The sequence below is a fragment of the Enterobacter sp. SORGH_AS_0287 genome, from assembly GCF_031453695.1.
In the GTDB taxonomy this organism is placed as follows: Bacteria; Pseudomonadota; Gammaproteobacteria; order Enterobacterales; family Enterobacteriaceae; genus Enterobacter; species Enterobacter ludwigii.
Window position 1 is genome coordinate 1,870,744 of record NZ_JAVIZW010000001.1, and the last position, 14,954, is coordinate 1,885,697.

The following is a 14,954-nucleotide window of genomic DNA, read 5'->3' on the forward strand; positions in this document are numbered from 1 at the left end:
CCCTCGTGTTCAGGCACGCTACCGCCCCTGGCCGTCAACCGATGCCCATAAGGTTCATGCCGATAAATGGTGAAACTGCTCTGCAAAGCGTCCGTCTGGCAGGCGCTGTGCGGAACAAAATAAAAGGCGGACAGAGGGAAACTGTCCGCCTGGTTTTTACGCGGTGGTTCTTTCGTTCCAGGAATCGGAATGAATGATGTTGCCGTCTTTGTAGGTCCAGGTGATTTTTTCGTAGCGCAGCTCGATCTGCTCAAGGTGGTTATGCTTCTCGAAGGAAGCATCCTTGATGTCGTGCATTTTTGGTGCAACTTTCACCAGCTTGACGTTTTCCAGTTTGGTGTTGAAATACTCAACTTCCTGACCGGCATCGTTGATCTTGTACCACTTGAACTCAGCAGACTTCAGGGTCTGGCCCGTGGTCACGGCTTTGTACAGATACGGGCTGGAAGAGTCGATTTCCTTGGTAAACAGGAACGGCGTGTGAATGCGGGTTCCGGTCAGCTTTCCAGTGTTGTTATCAGTCGGGATATACAGTGTGTGTTCCTGAGCAACAACTTCGATGCTTCCTTCGCGATCTTTCACATCTACAGAGCCCTTAATGTCAGCGCCGCCATCGTCTTTCAGCCACAGATAAACTGGGATTGCCATGTTTACTTCTCCATTTCTTGAGTTGAAACGTCACGTACATCCTGTGACGCATGTTTTGAGCCTGGCAGACGACAGGCGTCAGCCTGCGGTACCAGACTGATCTCGACACGCCGGTTATGCGCACGGCCATCAGGCGTATCGTTTGAAGCAATCGGTCGGCTGTCGCCGTAGCCCTGAACGGCAAAGCAACTCTCCGGTACGTCCCCGGTATCACGCATCCAGTTACGGACGGCTTCAGCGCGTTGTAAAGACAAGGTCTGATTGAGCTGTATGCTACCGGTATTGTCTGTGTGGCCGCTGACCACGATTAGCCAGCCCGGTTTGGCTTTGATCCCCACCAGCGCGTTGACGAGTATTTTGGTTGACCCCTCTTTGAGCGCTGATTTGCCGGAATCGAAAAGCGACATGCTGTCGAGACGAACTATTTTCGGGACCGGTTTTGGTTCAGGGGCAGGTGGAGGTGTCCAGGTATCAATGGCCTGCTGCAAGGCCAGCCACAGGCGTTGTCCCGGGTAATAGCCCAGGCTGTAACGTAAAGGCTCTCCCTGCCGTTGCCAGCGTTCAAGCAGGAGTGCATCCTGTTTCAGAGCAGCCAGCGAGTCTGCTTTAGGACGGTAGTGATTCATCGGGATCGCGTTCCAGCGCTGTAAATCGGCACTCACCTGACGGATGAGGTCACGATTATTGAGCGCGGAAATACCCAATGCGGTCAGCGCGCACAGCCACATCAGCAGCACCAGGCGGCGGGTACGCTGCCCCCCCTGAACGGTTGATGCAAAAGGTGCCAGAAGTGGCAGAACGGCATCCGGGAAAAGGGTTGCCAGAACTGACTGACCGGGCTGGCGGGAAAACTGCAAGCAGGTCCGGGCACAAAGCCAGGTGGACCAGACTGACTGAGCCTCAGGATTGACCACGCCGAGGCGCATGGCCACGGAAAAAACACGTACAGGCGGCGTTAGCCGGTCCGGTTTCTCCAGCTCATCAGTCAGCGTATTACGGATAAAGGAAAATGCCTGGCTGACAGTTGGCAGTAGCAGGATATTGTCTTCCGCCTGCTGCCAGTCAATAAACGCCTGAGGCGAATCATTAACCGGACAGACTATCGGCTTGTCACCGCGAACGATGATCCACGGCGTTTCGGGCCCGGAAAATTCGGCATTCACCACAACCGGCAGTGTGAAACCCGTCAGGGATTTAATTTGTTTACACTGCTGGCGGAGCGTTTTCAGTGTGGAGCGCAGTACCGCTTCATCCTGATGTTCATCTGGCAGGCAGCGATACATCACCGAAAGCTGACCAACCTGTCGAGGGAATTGTTTCTGTATGCTGCGGACAACGTCAGTTAACCGGCTGACGTCACCGGCCCGAAGCCACCATCCCTGGGCTGTTTTACGCAGAGGGCCCCCCTGGAACAACGCTTCCAGCATGTCACCACACACCAGTACAACGGGGCCCTGAGTGTCGAGTAATGGCAGTTCAGCAGCCGGGAGGGTAACGTCGGATGTGTACTCTTCACTCCGACAGTTTTTAAAAACAGTCCAGCCTGCCAGAAGGAGGATCAGCAGAGTGGCCAGGCCTTTAAAAACGTTGCCTGTCGGGATGAAATACCACAGCAACCACAGCAACGTGGCAACGGCTACCAGGGCGTGGAGGACGACCGGAATGATGACTGTTCTACGCATTAGCCATGCAGCTCCGGTATTTGTGCCGACAACAGTGACTGGAGCCAGAGGTGACCACCCCACCAGATAACGCCGGTAAGAATGACGGCGAGCGCTATCCAGAACCAGACTGAGCGCATCAGACTCCAGCGATGTTTCCCCATCCGGTGAACAACCAGAGACAGGTCTGCATCAGGCGGAGAAACCCGTTCAGAAAGGGCTTTCACAACCTCATCACGCTCCGACTGGCTGACCGTTTTCAGGCTGTATAACCCCTGAAAACCCAGCGCTATCACCCTGTGATAGCAGGTTAAAACGGCCGGGTTAGGTGAGGGCTGACGCAGAACCTCTGCAATCCGATCCCACAACGCTTCGCCTGCCCGGAATGAGCCAAAAAAACGGGCCTGAAGCGGCGCTTTACGCCAGGCCACTTGGCCTTCATCAACTTTCGGCTCCTCTCCTTCCTCGCCTTTTTCAGACTTACGGCTCATCACCGTTTCATCCAGCAATGCACATTGTGCGTAGGAAATATGCTCCACACTGGCGTCGTCATACCCGGCACGCTCCAGCGCTTCTCGCACACTTTCAACCTGTTTAACGCATTTGTTGTAAAGCGCAGTGCCATTAAGCGTAACGGCACCTTTTTTAAGCATAGTGACGGTGAGCCAGGTCTCCGCCATCAGCTGGTCGATGTCGATATCCTGTCTCATGAGCGCAATACCGCAAACAGTTCAAGTTCAAGAGCACCAAGCAACTCAGGCACATAGAACATGCATACGCCCTGCTCCTGCATTTCATGCGCAGCAGGGCTTTCCATATCGAGTGCGAAGTACTGGTTTTCCATGCGTACAGGCAACGCTGCCGGGACCCTGCTCACCGGGATCAACGGGATACCCTTAAGTGCCGCGCCATAGATCTCGCTGACATCATCAGGTGAACCTGCCTGACAGAGTGCAGGGAATTTCTCGGCGACCTGCCAGGCCGGGATATCGGAGCGCACAGAGAGCCAGAGGTCGGCCTCTTCACGCAGGCGGATATCGTGAAGGTTGGCTTTCCATGTCTGTCCGTCCGGGCGGGACATTTCCAGGGCAATGACCCGGGATGGCAGACTGGCCTCCAGCAAACCCGTGATCAGGTCAAACAGCGGAGGAAACGCATTGGCCGGTTCCTCGTGGTCATAACCCGGAATGGCGTCAAGATCATGGTTCAGGGAAAAGGTCAGCATACTGCCTGCCAGACGTGCAAGCTCCGCCCACACCTGTTCAGGTGGCCGGGAAGGAAAACGTTCGTATTCTGTCAGCACTCTGGCGTGAGAATTCAGTGCATTCAGCAACCAGAAAAGGGAAACATCGGCGACGGCAAAGTCGGCGAGCCTTTCGTTGCTTTCACGACGCATCGTCATCAGGCGCTGGCGCCGGGAGCGTAACTGACGATTGAGTAGCACCAGACGTTCGCGAAGGACAGGGCTTGCCGCAAAAGACGCAACGGGCGGAATAAAGGACGGATCCAGTCGCCATGCATTTTGTCCATCACGGATCAGTCTGGCCACCGGGCACACTTTCCAGGAATCATTGCTTTCATGGGCAAACCGGATGGTGAAATTATACCGGGCAACGGCTATGGATTCTTCTTCGGACCCGAAGGCATCCTGCAACATCACCCATTCCTCGCGATAGCGGAGCGGGCGGTCTGCGGTAACACCTTCCTGTTCTACGTTGGCAATACCCGGCTGCATGTGAGGCAGTGCGATGACAACGGTTACGGAATCGAGACCTGCCAGCTGGCTGGCATCTAACTCCCGTGGCCGTGGAGGCAGATCGCTCCTTTGTGAATCAATCAGCGATCCATCGTCCAGCCAGAGGCGTAACTGCGTAATCTGGATCAGACCAGACGAAAGAAGGCTGTCATTAAACTCAATCTTTTCTACCCCCCAGGGGAATGGGGATGCTAGCGCTGATGCACCGGCACCGCGAAAAGACTCCCATTCAGCCTGCTGCTGGAACTGTTGAGGGGACAGTAAAGTCCCCTCGTTCCACAGTGGACGATATATTTTCATCCCTGCTCCTGCCCTATGCTTTAGCTTTCGGCATCTGGGATACCAGTGACAGATTGACGTCCATCCCTTCCACCTGGAAGTGCGGTACGGCGTACAGCTTCACGCGGAAGAAACCCGGGTTGTCCTCAATATCTTCTACCACCACTTTCGCATCACGCAGCGGGTGAGACGCCTGTAATTCATCACCCGGATCGGTCATTTCCGTCACCAGACCGCGAACCCAAGTGTTCAGCTCCAGCTCCAGAAGACGACGATCCTTAGTGGTGCCGATGTTTTCGCGCTGAATGAGCTTCAGGTAGTGCGCGATACGCGACAGCAGGAAGATGTAAGGCAGACGGGCGTTGATGCGGCTGTTGGCAGTAGCATCAGCGGTGTCATACGTGGCCGGCTTCTGCGTGGAGTTCGCCGAGAAGAAACAGCTGTAATCGCGATTCTTGTAGTAGGAAAGTGGAATGAAGCCCAGATTCGCGAACTCAAACTCACGGGTTTCCGGGATCATCACTTCAGACGGGATTTTTACCTGATTGCCGGTACCGAGGTCGTAAAGGTGGATAGGCAGGTCCTGAACGGCACCACCAGCTTGTGGGCCACGAATTTGTACACACCAGCCGTTGTTAATGAAGCTGCGTACCATGTTGGATGCAAAGGCAAACGAAGCGTTGGTCCACAGGTATTTGTCATGATCCGGACCTTTCACTTCTTCGACGTAGTTGAAGCTACGCACAGGTACGGTATCCGGACCATAAGGCAGGCGCCCCAGTACACGCGGCATGACCAGACCGATATAGCGGGAATCATCCGTCTCGCGGAAGGATTTCCACTTGATGTACTCAGCGCGGTCAAAGTAATTACCGATATCTTTAATAGCCGCCACATCCTCCATGTTGTCTTTCAGGAAGAATTTCGGGCCGGCAGAACCGATAAACGGCATATGTGCAGCCGCAGACACTTTAGAGATGTTGCGCAGCAGGGCTACATCCTGCGCAGACGCATCAAATTCATAAGCGGAAATCAGCGCAGCAATCGGCTCGCCACCCGGGGTATCATACTCATCAATATATGTATGTTTATACAGCCCACTCTGGACGATTTCCGGGCAATCTTCAAAGTCCTGACGCAGGTCTTCTTTAGACATATCCAGGAGTTCAACTTTCACGTTCTGGCGAAAATCGGTTTTGTCGACAAGAGATTTCACACCGCGCCACAGACTTTCTACCGCCTGAAAGTCTTCATGATGCATAACAGCATCAAGCTGACGGCTGATCTGGTAATCCAGTTCCGCGATATGGTGGTCAATCAGGTTTTTGTCGAGTTTCTCAACTTTTGAGCCCGCTTTTGTCAGACATTCCAGGAACACCTTCATGCCGGCAGTTAAACGTTCGTCTGCTGTTGCATCCGACATCGCCTGTGCATCCTGCCAGATATCAAGCGCACTTAGCTCAGAGACAGGGTTAAGATTGATTTTTTCAAACAGGGACGCATATACCCCGCCTGCTGCAGGACGTTCAAGCACTACACTCTCGTTACCCGCGGCATTCTCATTTTTTACAGACATCAACATATTCCTTATTAATCCGTTAAAAGCATATGGCCGTTATGGCTGTTTCGGAGCCAGGGCTGAGAGTTCGGCTCTGAGTTCTGCACTTAATGCAGGGTCGAGAAGAATTTTTTCCAGCTCTTTTCGGAAAGCCTGGTTATCAAGCAGGTTTGCTTTTAAATCGCGAAGCAAATTGCGCATGGAGAGCATGGCCTTCAGCTGAGGTATTTGCCGCGAAACCTGCTCCGGAGAGAAATCATTAATACTCTGGAATGTCAGATTGATGTTGTCTTCACTGCCATCACCAGTAAGCGTGTTTTTAACGGTAATATTTACGATTGGGGAATATTCGGAAAGTACAGAGTCAAAGTTGTTTTTATTCAGATTAACTTTTTTGCGCTCCGATAGTGGTGCAGTCTCCTGACCATTACTGAAGTCTCCCGCCACCAGTAATTTCAGGGGGAGCTCAGTTTTCTTGCTCGCTCCGCCCGTATGCAAATCAAGCTTTAAATTAATACGTGCCTTGGGTATTTCGGACTGAAAAGAAGAGTTAGACATGGCTATCCCTGTTTTATGGAGTTATAAAAACGGTCAATGCCAGTGAGAAATTAATAAGAAAGGCAAACCCAGCCAGAACAACTTCCAGGCTCACGTCATCGGACGAAAATCAAAACCCCGGAATTAAAAGCGGGCACATTCCATTCACCAGCATATCGACATTGTGTTTTTGAGTATTTATCTGAAATGAAAAAATTTCGGATAAGACCCAATGGCCGGAGTGTAGGAACGTTCCCCACCCGATCGGAAATCAAAAAATGTAACAAAATGTTTCCCATAGAAATCCTGACAGCCAAAGATCATCTTTCTGATTTATAAGAATTTTCTTGCATACCCCTTTAACCCTTATGAAATAAGGGTGTACAGTAAGTGATCAATTTAATTTAGGGAGAACTTTGTATAAAATCTCATCAATCACATGAAATATCTGATTTTGTACTTTTATCAAAAAATGAAAGGCAGAACGTGCCTGCCTGTGTGAAAAATTGGCGACATTTACTGGCCTTCACCATTTTTATTATTTATTTAAATGGGTCTTATTATTTTCATCAGAAAAACAAATATCACAGGGGATTTTTGCATGCCTCGCCCCAGTACTCGTGATATGTGCATCTCAGGTATCGTTCGAGGAGTGGGTACGACCTTGAACAACAACCTGTTCTGTGTAGTTTGAAAAAATTCGGAAGGGTGTCGATCGTTCCGTAAGTTATATGCATAAGGGCGTACCTGTGAAGCTGATTCCCTTAGATCGTGTGGCTACATCCGATAACCATGAAAATGTAACCAGACGACTGAATGCTCTCATTGATGAAAACAGGCACTGCAATCGTGATGAAGATGAGATGTTTGCTATTAACTATTTTGAGAAGGGAACGACTCACGTCATTAAACGACCAGAACGGGTGGATAACCCCAATGACATCATCGCTGGCATTATCCTGGAACACCAGGAGCAAGATGTAACAGATGCCGGTTACTAATCCGTCCGATGAATTCTTAGCCCCACCGATACAAGCCAGACGGCAATGGCATACTGAAAACCGACAAAAACAAAAAACCCAGGTCGCATAACGACCTGGGTTTCAAATTTGGCGGAAGCGTAGAGATTCGAACTCTAGAACCCTTTCGGGTCGCCGGTTTTCAAGACCGGTGCCTTCAACCGCTCGGCCACGCTTCCAAAGTGAGGCGCACTATAAACATCTATTAGCGCCTTGTAAAGCAGGAATTTTTCTATTTTTTTCTGCGGGTGCTATCCATGCCCCTTAAAAGCAAAAAGCCCCGCGATATGACTATCGCAGGGCTTTTATGTCTGGCGGAAGCGCAGAGATTCGAACTCTGGAACCCTTTCGGGTCGCCGGTTTTCAAGACCGGTGCCTTCAACCGCTCGGCCACACTTCCTAAGTGAGGCGAACTATAAACACCTCTCCGCATGCTGTAAAGAGTGACCGCATTCGTTCGCTTTAAAAATAGCCAAAACGCGTTTAATCGGTTGAATAGACAACGTATCGGCCATTTTATCAGCACAAAATTCAGCGTTCATGATCAGTGTTTTTTGATATACATGTCCCTGGTGAAATAGTACCCCAGCTTGTCCGGCGTGAATCCTCCCACCCACGGTTTGACCAGGTGCGTGCGGACATAGTGATAAACCGGAATGGCAGGCACATCGCGCGCCAGCAAATCTTCCGCCTGCTGATAGAACTTACCGCGCTCTGCCGGTGTTTTGGCTTTCGCGGCGTTCACCAGCGCCTGGTCATACTCCGGATTGCTGTACTGGCTGGTGTTTTCGCTGTCACCGGTACGGAAGTTGTTCAGGAAAGTGGCAGCATCGTCGTAATCGGCAATCCAGGCGTAGCGCACTGCGTCAAAGTCGTGGGTATGCATCGTATCGAGCATCGTTTTCCATTCCTGATTTTGCAGCTTCGCCTCCACCCCAAGGTTTTTCTTCCACATCGAACTGGCGGCAATCGCGATGCGCTGGTGCGATTCAGAGGTGTTATAGAGCAGGTTAAAACGCAGCGGATGGCTGGCGTTAAAGCCGGCTTCGGCCAGCAGCTTTTTCGCTTCTTCGATACGTTTATCCATCGGCCAGCTGGCATAGTCCGGGTTCTGGAGCGTCACACCGCCAATATCTGGCTGGCTGATAAGCCACGCCGGACGCTGCCCCTGCCCTAAGACCTTCCCGGCAATGATCTCTTTATCCAGCGCCATGTTCAGCGCCTTACGTACACGCGCGTCGTTGAACGGCGGCCGGGTGGTGTTGAATTCATAGTAATAAGTGGCAAGCTGCGGGGAGACATCCAGCTGGCTACCCAGGGTTTTCTTGAGCTGGGCAAACTGGTTGATCGGCACCGTATAAACAATATCGATTTCACCTGCTTTAAAACGGTTTACATCCGAGGCCTCGGAGGTGATCGGCAGATAGGTCACCTTATTGATAACGGTATGTGCGTTATCCCAGTAGCGCGCGTTACGCTCCGCCACGATGCGCTCGTTAACCACCCACTGCGACAGTTTATACGCTCCGCTGGTGACGATATGCTCCGGTTTGGTCCACTTATCACCAAACCGACCAATCAGCACCTTATCCACCGGCACCAGCGACGGGTGGGCCAGCATGGCAAGGAATGCGGCATTAGGTTGAGTTAGCGTGACCTCAAGCGTGGTATCGTTAATGGCTTTTACACCCAGCGTATCCGGTGCTTTTTTCCCCTGAGCGATATCAGCGGCGTTAACAATATGCATGTTGCCCGGATAGCTGGCATACGGCGAGGCGGTTTTGGGGTCTGTCAGACGTTGCCAGCTCCAGACCACATCCTGCGCGGTAATCGCGGTGCCGTCACTCCATGTGATGCCTGGACGCAGATGAAAAGTCCAGACGGTGTTGTCTTTGTTCTCCCATTTTTCTGCCAGCCGTGGCTGTATTTCACCAGTTGGAGAAACGCTAACCAGCCCTTCGAAGATATCGCTGATAATATTGAATTCGACATCGCTTTCGACTTTATGCGGGTCGAGTGAGGCCGGTTCATTACCGTTGTTTCTGACCAGTTCCTGTTTATCGGCCAGCTGTGTTCCTGCTGGCACGTTAGCCGCCCAGGTCGCCGTGCTGGCGCACAGGATCCCTGCCGTTAACAAAGAGAGTGTAAAGCGCGTGCGTGCTTGTGGTTTCATTTCCTTCGCCTTATTGTCTGTTTTTTGACGATCCGGAAATAACACTTAGCGCTCAACGTGTAATAACGCAATATTTTTCAGTAACCTATAAGAGCTTGATCTGAATAAATGAAGCAAACCGTTGTTCATTCTGCTGAAAAGGTTTTCTGAAGAATAAACAACCAGCAGTAACGCTAACGTCCTGAGTAAAGATGGGTAAAACCACTTTGAGACTGGCGCGCCGTTTCCTATTCTTTCCGCTAATTACATCTGTCATAAGAGAGTGACTCATGGATCGTATAATTACTTCTTCACGCGACCGCACATCGCTACTCAGTACCCACAAGGTGCTGCGCAATACCTATTTCATGCTCAGCCTGACGCTGGCATTCTCGGCGATGACCGCAACGGCCAGCACCGTGCTGATGCTGCCGTCACCGGGTCTGATCCTGACGCTGGTGGGGATGTATGGTCTGATGTTCCTGACCTACAAAACTGCTGATAAACCGGTGGGTATTCTGTCCGCGTTCGCCTTTACGGGTTTCCTGGGCTATATCCTGGGGCCCATCCTTAACGCCTATCTGTCCGCCGGTATGGGCGACGTGATTGGCATGGCGCTGGGCGGTACCGCGCTGGTGTTCTTCTGCTGTTCGGCCTACGTGCTGACCACCCGTAAGGATATGTCCTTCCTCGGCGGTATGCTGATGGCAGGTATCGTGGTGGTGCTGGTAGGTATGGTGGCAAACATCTTCCTGCAGCTGCCTGCCCTGCACCTGGCGATCAGCGCCGTGTTTATTCTGATTTCATCTGGCGCAATCCTGTATGAAACCAGCAACATCATTCACGGCGGTGAGACGAACTACATCCGCGCCACCGTGAGCCTGTATGTATCGCTGTACAACATCTTCGTCAGCCTGTTGAGCATCCTGGGCTTCGCCAGCCGCGATTAATCAACAATGCTGTGAACCAGAGCCCCGCTTATGCGGGGCTTTGTTTTTTGGTACACTGCTGCGGTTTTTGACTGACGCGTGAATGACTATGTTGAGTTTTGAAGGTAAAGAGATTGAAACTGATAACGACGGTTATCTGAAAGAGAGCAGCCAGTGGAGCGAGCCGCTGGCGGAAAAAATCGCCGAAAACGAAGGTATCGCCCTCTCCCCGGAACACTGGGAAGTGGTGCGTTTTGTGCGCGAATTCTATCTCGAATTCAACACCTCCCCGGCGATCCGCATGCTGGTCAAGGCAATGGCCAATAAATTCGGTGAAGAGAAAGGCAACAGCCGTTACCTGTATCGCCTGTTCCCGAAAGGCCCGGCAAAACAGGCCACCAAAATCGCCGGCCTGCCAAAACCGGTGAAATGCATTTAGTAGCGAATACCGAAGTTAACGTATTCCCGGCCGGGTTGATGGGGTTCGGTTAAAACCTTATCAACCCGCGCGCTGCGCGGCCCACCTGCTTTCAGCCATGCAACCAGCTTTTCAACCTGCTCCGCATCACCACAGGCAACGACCTCAACGCTGCCATCATCCCTGTTTCGCGCGTATCCCGTGAGCCCCAGCTGCATAGCTTCGCGCTGCGTGCTGTAACGGAATCCGACACCCTGAACCATGCCGTGTACCCAGGCAATTGTGCAGATTTTTGACATTTTTCTACTCCTTAACGTAGCGTTTTCGGCAAACAGCCATAATGTTGCCGGAAACGGGCAGTAAAACGAGAGCTGGAAAGATAACCACATTGTAATGCGATTTCACCAATAGGTAACCGGGTTGACTGTAAGTGTGACAGCGCAACGGCCATCCTCACCTCCTCAACAATCTGGCGAAAACTCTGCGACTCTTCGCGTAACCGTCTGCGTAGCGTCGGCACGCTCAATGCCAGGCGGCTGGCAACATCCTGTGCAGTCCAGGCCCTGGCGGGCGAGAGCATGATGAACTGCCGCACCTGCTCGGACAGGTGGCTATTACGCTCTATAAGCAAAGGCCCTGCGACGCCGTCATGAAGCAATGCCAGCAAAAGGCCGAAAGCCTGATGCTTTTGTAACGCCTCCGGTAAATCCTGACGCACGGCATGCAGCAGGTTACTCCACATAAATGCCAGCCCCTCACTCAGGGGAGCACAGAGGGAATGCAGTTCTGTGCGCGGCCAGGATTTCAGGTAATGCGTTTTAAACTCCGCCAGAAGCTCCGGTGACAACATCAATAAGTCAGAACGAAAGAGACCATTCGCGGGTTGATTTATGATCTCCAGCGGCGTATTGGCGGGAATAATGATCAGCGACGCTTTCGTCGCCACCAGGCGGTTATCGTCCTGAACAATCACTTTACTGCCGTGAGTGATATGGCAAATGGCAGGAAGAAAGAGTTTAACCTGGTGCAGGTGATGCATTTTACTGGCACTCACTTCACCAGCCGTCAAATGTTTATGTTGAAACTGGACTCCCTGCACCGTGCCATCCTTATCTGCTGTAGGTAACGGTTAAGCTGGCCTTTGCCAGGACGTGACTGTTAAGCATAAAACCCACCAGCGCGCCGCTGGCATTCCTGTCGACAGGCAATTTATCCACATCCAGCGCCCAGACGGTAAACTGATAACGGTGCGGCTTATCCCCTTTGGGCGGACATGCGCCGCCGAAACCAGAATAACCGAAATCATTACGCCCCTGCACAACCCCGGCCGGTAATGTCTCCCCCTTCGGGTTTCCGGCATCGGCGGGAAGCGTCAGCGTCTGGAGGGGAATATTGACCACCGTCCAGTGCCACCATCCACTTCCGGTAGGGGCATCAGGATCAAATACCGTGACTGCGAAACTTTTCGTCCCGACAGGCGGATTTTTCCACGCCAGTTGTGGAGAGTGATTCCCACCGTGACACCCAAACCCTTCAAACACCTGCTGTTGCGACAACGGGCGTTCAGTGGCCAGATCCTGACTGCTGATGGTGAAAGACGATGCCGCTAAAACATGAAAACTGACCACCGCCAGGGTGGTTACTGCTATCGCACGGCGCTTTTTCATTTGTGTTTCCCTTTGCTGTACCGGAAACCCTACTGTAAAGCCCACTGCAGAGCAGCATTGTGCCTAAGCGATTTGATTTTGTGCCGAAACGCTCAAAGGCATCCGCAGATGATTGCGACTTGCTGAATGTGCTACTCTACGCGCCATTTCCCTGGAATCGACAGAATAGCAAATTATGAGTGTACGTTTAGTGTTAGCCAAAGGGCGCGAGAAGTCATTATTGCGCCGCCATCCCTGGGTCTTTTCCGGTGCAGTAGCCCGTATGGAAGGCAAAGCCAGCCTCGGAGAGACCATCGATATCGTTGACCATCAGGGGAAATGGTTAGCGCGAGGCGCATATTCGCCAGCGTCCCAAATCCGCGCTCGCGTCTGGACCTTTGATAAAGATGAAACGATCGATATTGATTTCTTCGTTCGTCGTTTACAGCAGGCGCAGCAGTGGCGTGAGTGGCTGGCAAAGCGTGACGGTCTGGACAGCTACCGTGTGATCGCCGGTGAGTCTGACGGTCTGCCTGGCGTGACGATCGACCGCTTCGGTAACTTCCTGGTACTGCAACTGTTAAGCGCAGGGGCTGAATATCAACGTGCTGCGCTGATCAGCGCGTTGCAATCGGTTTTCCCGGAATGCGCCATTTATGACCGCAGCGATGTGGCAGTGCGCAAAAAAGAGGGCATTGAGCTAACGCAAGGTCCGGTCACCGGTGAACTGCCGCCTGCCCTGTTGCCAATCGAAGAGCACGGTATGAAGCTGCTGGTGGATATCCAGGGCGGCCATAAAACGGGTTACTACCTGGACCAGCGTGACAGCCGCCTGGCCACTCGCCAGTATGTTGCCGACAAACGCGTGCTGAACTGCTTTTCCTATACCGGCGGTTTCGCCGTCTCGGCGCTGATGGGCGGCTGTGCCCAGGTTGTCAGCGTTGATACCTCTCAGGAAGCGCTGGACGTGGCGAAACAAAACGTCGAGCTGAACAAGCTGGATCTGAGCAAAGCCGAGTTTGTTCGCGATGACGTCTTCAAGCTGCTGCGTAAGTATCGCGATCAGGGCGAGAAATTCGACGTCATCGTGATGGATCCACCGAAGTTTGTGGAGAACAAAAGTCAGCTGATGGGTGCCTGCCGCGGCTATAAGGATATCAACATGCTGGCCATCCAGCTGCTGAACCCGGGTGGAGTGCTTCTCACCTTCTCCTGCTCCGGCCTGATGACCACAGATTTATTTCAGAAAATCATCGCTGATGCCGCAATAGATGCTGGTCGTGATGTACAATTTATAGAACAGTTCCGTCAGGCAGCCGATCACCCGGTGATCGCTACCTACCCGGAAGGGCTGTATCTGAAAGGGTTTGCCTGTCGCGTCATGTAACTTGAAAAGAGAAATATTGCCCGCACATAACGTGTAAGTAGTGTTTCCCGGGAGGTGACTATGATTGCCAGCAAATTCGGTATCGGCCAGCAGGTCCGCCACACTTTGCTAGGGTATTTGGGTGTGGTCGTGGATATCGACCCGGAGTATTCCCTTGATGAACCGTCAGCGGATGAACTGGCGGTTAACGCAGAGCTTCGCGCCGCGCCCTGGTATCATGTGGTGATGGAGGGGGATGATGGACAACCCGTTCACACCTACCTTGCTGAAGCGCAGCTGAGTAGCGAACTGCAGGATGAGCATCCAGAGCAACCCACGATGGATGAACTTGCTCAGACTATCCGCAAACAGTTACAGGCCCCGCGCCTGCGGAACTAAGCGCGTAAAAAAAAGCCCGATAAACGGGCTTTTTTTTATGACTTCGCCAGCCCCAGACGGGGAATCTCAATCGCCGGACATCGGTCCATTACCACCGTCAGACCGGCTTCTCGCGCCAGCACCGCCGCCTGCTCGTTAATGACACCCAACTGCATCCACAGCGTTTTCGCGCCGATGGCGATGGCCTCTTGTGCCACTCCCCACGCTGCCTCGGAATTGCGGAAAACATCCACCATGTCGACTTTTTCAGGTACCTCGTTCAGCGTGGCGTATCCCTGCTGACCCAGTAAGGTTTTACCGGCCACTTTCGGCGACACAGGGATGACGTGATAGCCCTGATCGAGAAGGTATTTCATCACCCGGTAGCTTGGGCGATCCGGTTTATCACTTGCCCCTACCAGTGCAATCGTGCGCGTCGATGTCAGAATCTCGGTAATTTCGTTCTCTTTCATGGTTTTCCTCCAGGCTTTTTTATGAGTGTACGTCAAAGCGCACATCTCAACCATGCATCCCATGCAGATGCATGAGGGCAAAACGGCAGAATATGTCTATATGTTAGTAAACGTGATTATCGAAATATTTAGAT

General features: G+C 52.3%; 16 protein-coding genes and 2 tRNA genes. 5 read left to right on the plus strand and 13 right to left on the minus strand.

Going from position 1 to position 14,954, the window contains the following annotated elements:
* Positions 1-156 precede the first annotated feature (156 nt).
* The 6 genes from QE396_RS08950 to tssB are packed head-to-tail and all read right to left on the minus strand — an operon-like array spanning position 157 to position 6,460.
* On the minus strand, positions 157-648 hold the full coding sequence (locus tag QE396_RS08950) for an Hcp family type VI secretion system effector (protein WP_001007312.1): 492 nt from the start codon (positions 646-648) through the stop codon (positions 157-159).
* Between the two features lie 2 nt (positions 649-650).
* Positions 651-2,330 (minus strand): OmpA family protein, encoded by a 1,680-nt coding sequence (locus QE396_RS08955; protein WP_309950782.1) that lies wholly within the window; start codon positions 2,328-2,330, stop codon positions 651-653.
* Complete coding sequence (tssL, locus tag QE396_RS08960; RefSeq protein WP_047366244.1) at positions 2,330-3,019, minus strand: type VI secretion system protein TssL, short form; 690 nt, start codon at positions 3,017-3,019, stop codon at positions 2,330-2,332. The genes QE396_RS08955 and tssL overlap by 1 nt, the downstream gene beginning before the upstream one ends.
* Complete coding sequence (gene tssK / locus QE396_RS08965; protein ID WP_020884777.1) at positions 3,016-4,365, minus strand: type VI secretion system baseplate subunit TssK; 1,350 nt, start codon at positions 4,363-4,365, stop codon at positions 3,016-3,018. Before tssK ends, tssL begins: the two co-directional genes overlap by 4 nt.
* 13 nt (positions 4,366-4,378) lie before the next feature.
* Positions 4,379-5,926, minus strand: a complete 1,548-nt coding sequence (gene tssC / locus QE396_RS08970) for a type VI secretion system contractile sheath large subunit (protein ID WP_032670568.1) — start codon at positions 5,924-5,926, stop codon at positions 4,379-4,381.
* Between the two features lie 33 nt (positions 5,927-5,959).
* A complete protein-coding gene (gene tssB, locus QE396_RS08975) occupies positions 5,960-6,460 on the minus strand; it encodes a type VI secretion system contractile sheath small subunit (RefSeq protein ID WP_020884779.1) in 501 nt (166 codons plus the stop codon).
* Between the two features lie 728 nt (positions 6,461-7,188).
* Between tssB and QE396_RS08980 the strand changes: the two genes are divergently transcribed.
* Positions 7,189-7,440 (plus strand): DUF4942 domain-containing protein, encoded by a 252-nt coding sequence (locus tag QE396_RS08980; protein WP_305963117.1) that lies wholly within the window; start codon positions 7,189-7,191, stop codon positions 7,438-7,440.
* Positions 7,441-7,549: 109 nt separating this feature from the next.
* Here the strand turns inward: QE396_RS08980 and QE396_RS08985 are convergent.
* From QE396_RS08985 to QE396_RS08995, 3 genes are all read right to left on the minus strand, one after another.
* Positions 7,550-7,637 (minus strand) — tRNA-Ser (locus QE396_RS08985).
* A 133-nt stretch (positions 7,638-7,770) separates the two neighbouring features.
* Positions 7,771-7,858: transfer RNA gene (locus QE396_RS08990), tRNA-Ser, on the minus strand.
* Positions 7,859-8,002: 144 nt separating this feature from the next.
* Positions 8,003-9,631: an ABC transporter substrate-binding protein gene (locus QE396_RS08995; RefSeq protein ID WP_020884781.1), complete on the minus strand. Its 1,629-nt coding sequence runs from the start codon at positions 9,629-9,631 to the stop codon at positions 8,003-8,005.
* A 269-nt stretch (positions 9,632-9,900) separates the two neighbouring features.
* Between QE396_RS08995 and yccA the strand changes: the two genes are divergently transcribed.
* Positions 9,901-10,560 carry an FtsH protease modulator YccA gene (yccA, locus tag QE396_RS09000; protein ID WP_014169445.1) on the plus strand — a complete coding sequence of 220 codons (660 nt, stop codon included), beginning with the start codon at positions 9,901-9,903 and terminating at the stop codon, positions 10,558-10,560.
* A gap of 88 nt (positions 10,561-10,648) precedes the next feature.
* On the plus strand, positions 10,649-10,978 hold the full coding sequence (gene tusE / locus QE396_RS09005) for a sulfurtransferase TusE (RefSeq protein ID WP_020884782.1): 330 nt from the start codon (positions 10,649-10,651) through the stop codon (positions 10,976-10,978).
* On the opposite strand, the gene yccX is transcribed toward tusE, so the two are convergent.
* The 3 genes from yccX to QE396_RS09020 form a co-directional block, all read right to left on the minus strand.
* The gene (gene yccX, locus QE396_RS09010) at positions 10,975-11,256 is read right to left on the minus strand and encodes an acylphosphatase (RefSeq protein ID WP_020884783.1); all 282 of its coding nucleotides are present in this window, start codon (positions 11,254-11,256) and stop codon (positions 10,975-10,977) included. The two genes, tusE and yccX, sit on opposite strands and share 4 nt — an antisense overlap.
* An 11-nt stretch (positions 11,257-11,267) precedes the next feature.
* Positions 11,268-11,996, minus strand: coding sequence for an AraC family transcriptional regulator (locus QE396_RS09015; protein WP_198922322.1), 729 nt, complete (start codon positions 11,994-11,996; stop codon positions 11,268-11,270).
* 70 nt (positions 11,997-12,066) lie between these two features.
* Positions 12,067-12,624 carry a kinase inhibitor gene (locus tag QE396_RS09020; protein WP_014169441.1) on the minus strand — a complete coding sequence of 186 codons (558 nt, stop codon included), beginning with the start codon at positions 12,622-12,624 and terminating at the stop codon, positions 12,067-12,069.
* A 175-nt stretch (positions 12,625-12,799) separates the two neighbouring features.
* Between QE396_RS09020 and rlmI the strand changes: the two genes are divergently transcribed.
* Both rlmI and hspQ read left to right on the plus strand, forming a co-directional pair.
* A complete protein-coding gene (rlmI, locus tag QE396_RS09025) occupies positions 12,800-13,990 on the plus strand; it encodes a 23S rRNA (cytosine(1962)-C(5))-methyltransferase RlmI (protein WP_020884785.1) in 1,191 nt (396 codons plus the stop codon).
* Positions 13,991-14,050: 60 nt separating this feature from the next.
* Complete coding sequence (gene hspQ / locus QE396_RS09030) at positions 14,051-14,368, plus strand: heat shock protein HspQ (protein ID WP_013097248.1); 318 nt, start codon at positions 14,051-14,053, stop codon at positions 14,366-14,368.
* Positions 14,369-14,403: 35 nt separating this feature from the next.
* Here the strand turns inward: hspQ and QE396_RS09035 are convergent, their stop codons facing one another.
* The gene (locus QE396_RS09035; protein WP_020884786.1) at positions 14,404-14,820 is read right to left on the minus strand and encodes a CoA-binding protein; all 417 of its coding nucleotides are present in this window, start codon (positions 14,818-14,820) and stop codon (positions 14,404-14,406) included.
* Positions 14,821-14,954: the final 134 nt, after the last annotated feature.

Excerpts from the sequence above, each read along its gene's own strand:
- QE396_RS08950 (WP_001007312.1), bottom strand. The coding sequence starts at position 648 with ATGGCAATCCCAGTTTATCTGTGGCTGAAAGACGATGGCGGCGCTGAC.
- QE396_RS08955 (WP_309950782.1), bottom strand. The coding sequence starts at position 2,330 with ATGCGTAGAACAGTCATCATTCCGGTCGTCCTCCACGCCCTGGTAGCC.
- tssL (WP_047366244.1), bottom strand. The coding sequence starts at position 3,019 with ATGAGACAGGATATCGACATCGACCAGCTGATGGCGGAGACCTGGCTC.
- tssK (WP_020884777.1), bottom strand. The coding sequence starts at position 4,365 with ATGAAAATATATCGTCCACTGTGGAACGAGGGGACTTTACTGTCCCCT.
- tssC (WP_032670568.1), bottom strand. The coding sequence starts at position 5,926 with ATGTTGATGTCTGTAAAAAATGAGAATGCCGCGGGTAACGAGAGTGTA.
- tssB (WP_020884779.1), bottom strand. The coding sequence starts at position 6,460 with ATGTCTAACTCTTCTTTTCAGTCCGAAATACCCAAGGCACGTATTAAT.
- QE396_RS08995 (WP_020884781.1), bottom strand. The coding sequence starts at position 9,631 with ATGAAACCACAAGCACGCACGCGCTTTACACTCTCTTTGTTAACGGCA.
- yccA (WP_014169445.1), top strand. The coding sequence starts at position 9,901 with ATGGATCGTATAATTACTTCTTCACGCGACCGCACATCGCTACTCAGT.
- tusE (WP_020884782.1), top strand. The coding sequence starts at position 10,649 with ATGTTGAGTTTTGAAGGTAAAGAGATTGAAACTGATAACGACGGTTAT.
- yccX (WP_020884783.1), bottom strand. The coding sequence starts at position 11,256 with ATGTCAAAAATCTGCACAATTGCCTGGGTACACGGCATGGTTCAGGGT.
- QE396_RS09015 (WP_198922322.1), bottom strand. The coding sequence starts at position 11,996 with ATGCATCACCTGCACCAGGTTAAACTCTTTCTTCCTGCCATTTGCCAT.
- QE396_RS09020 (WP_014169441.1), bottom strand. The coding sequence starts at position 12,624 with ATGAAAAAGCGCCGTGCGATAGCAGTAACCACCCTGGCGGTGGTCAGT.
- rlmI (WP_020884785.1), top strand. The coding sequence starts at position 12,800 with ATGAGTGTACGTTTAGTGTTAGCCAAAGGGCGCGAGAAGTCATTATTG.
- hspQ (WP_013097248.1), top strand. The coding sequence starts at position 14,051 with ATGATTGCCAGCAAATTCGGTATCGGCCAGCAGGTCCGCCACACTTTG.
- QE396_RS09035 (WP_020884786.1), bottom strand. The coding sequence starts at position 14,820 with ATGAAAGAGAACGAAATTACCGAGATTCTGACATCGACGCGCACGATT.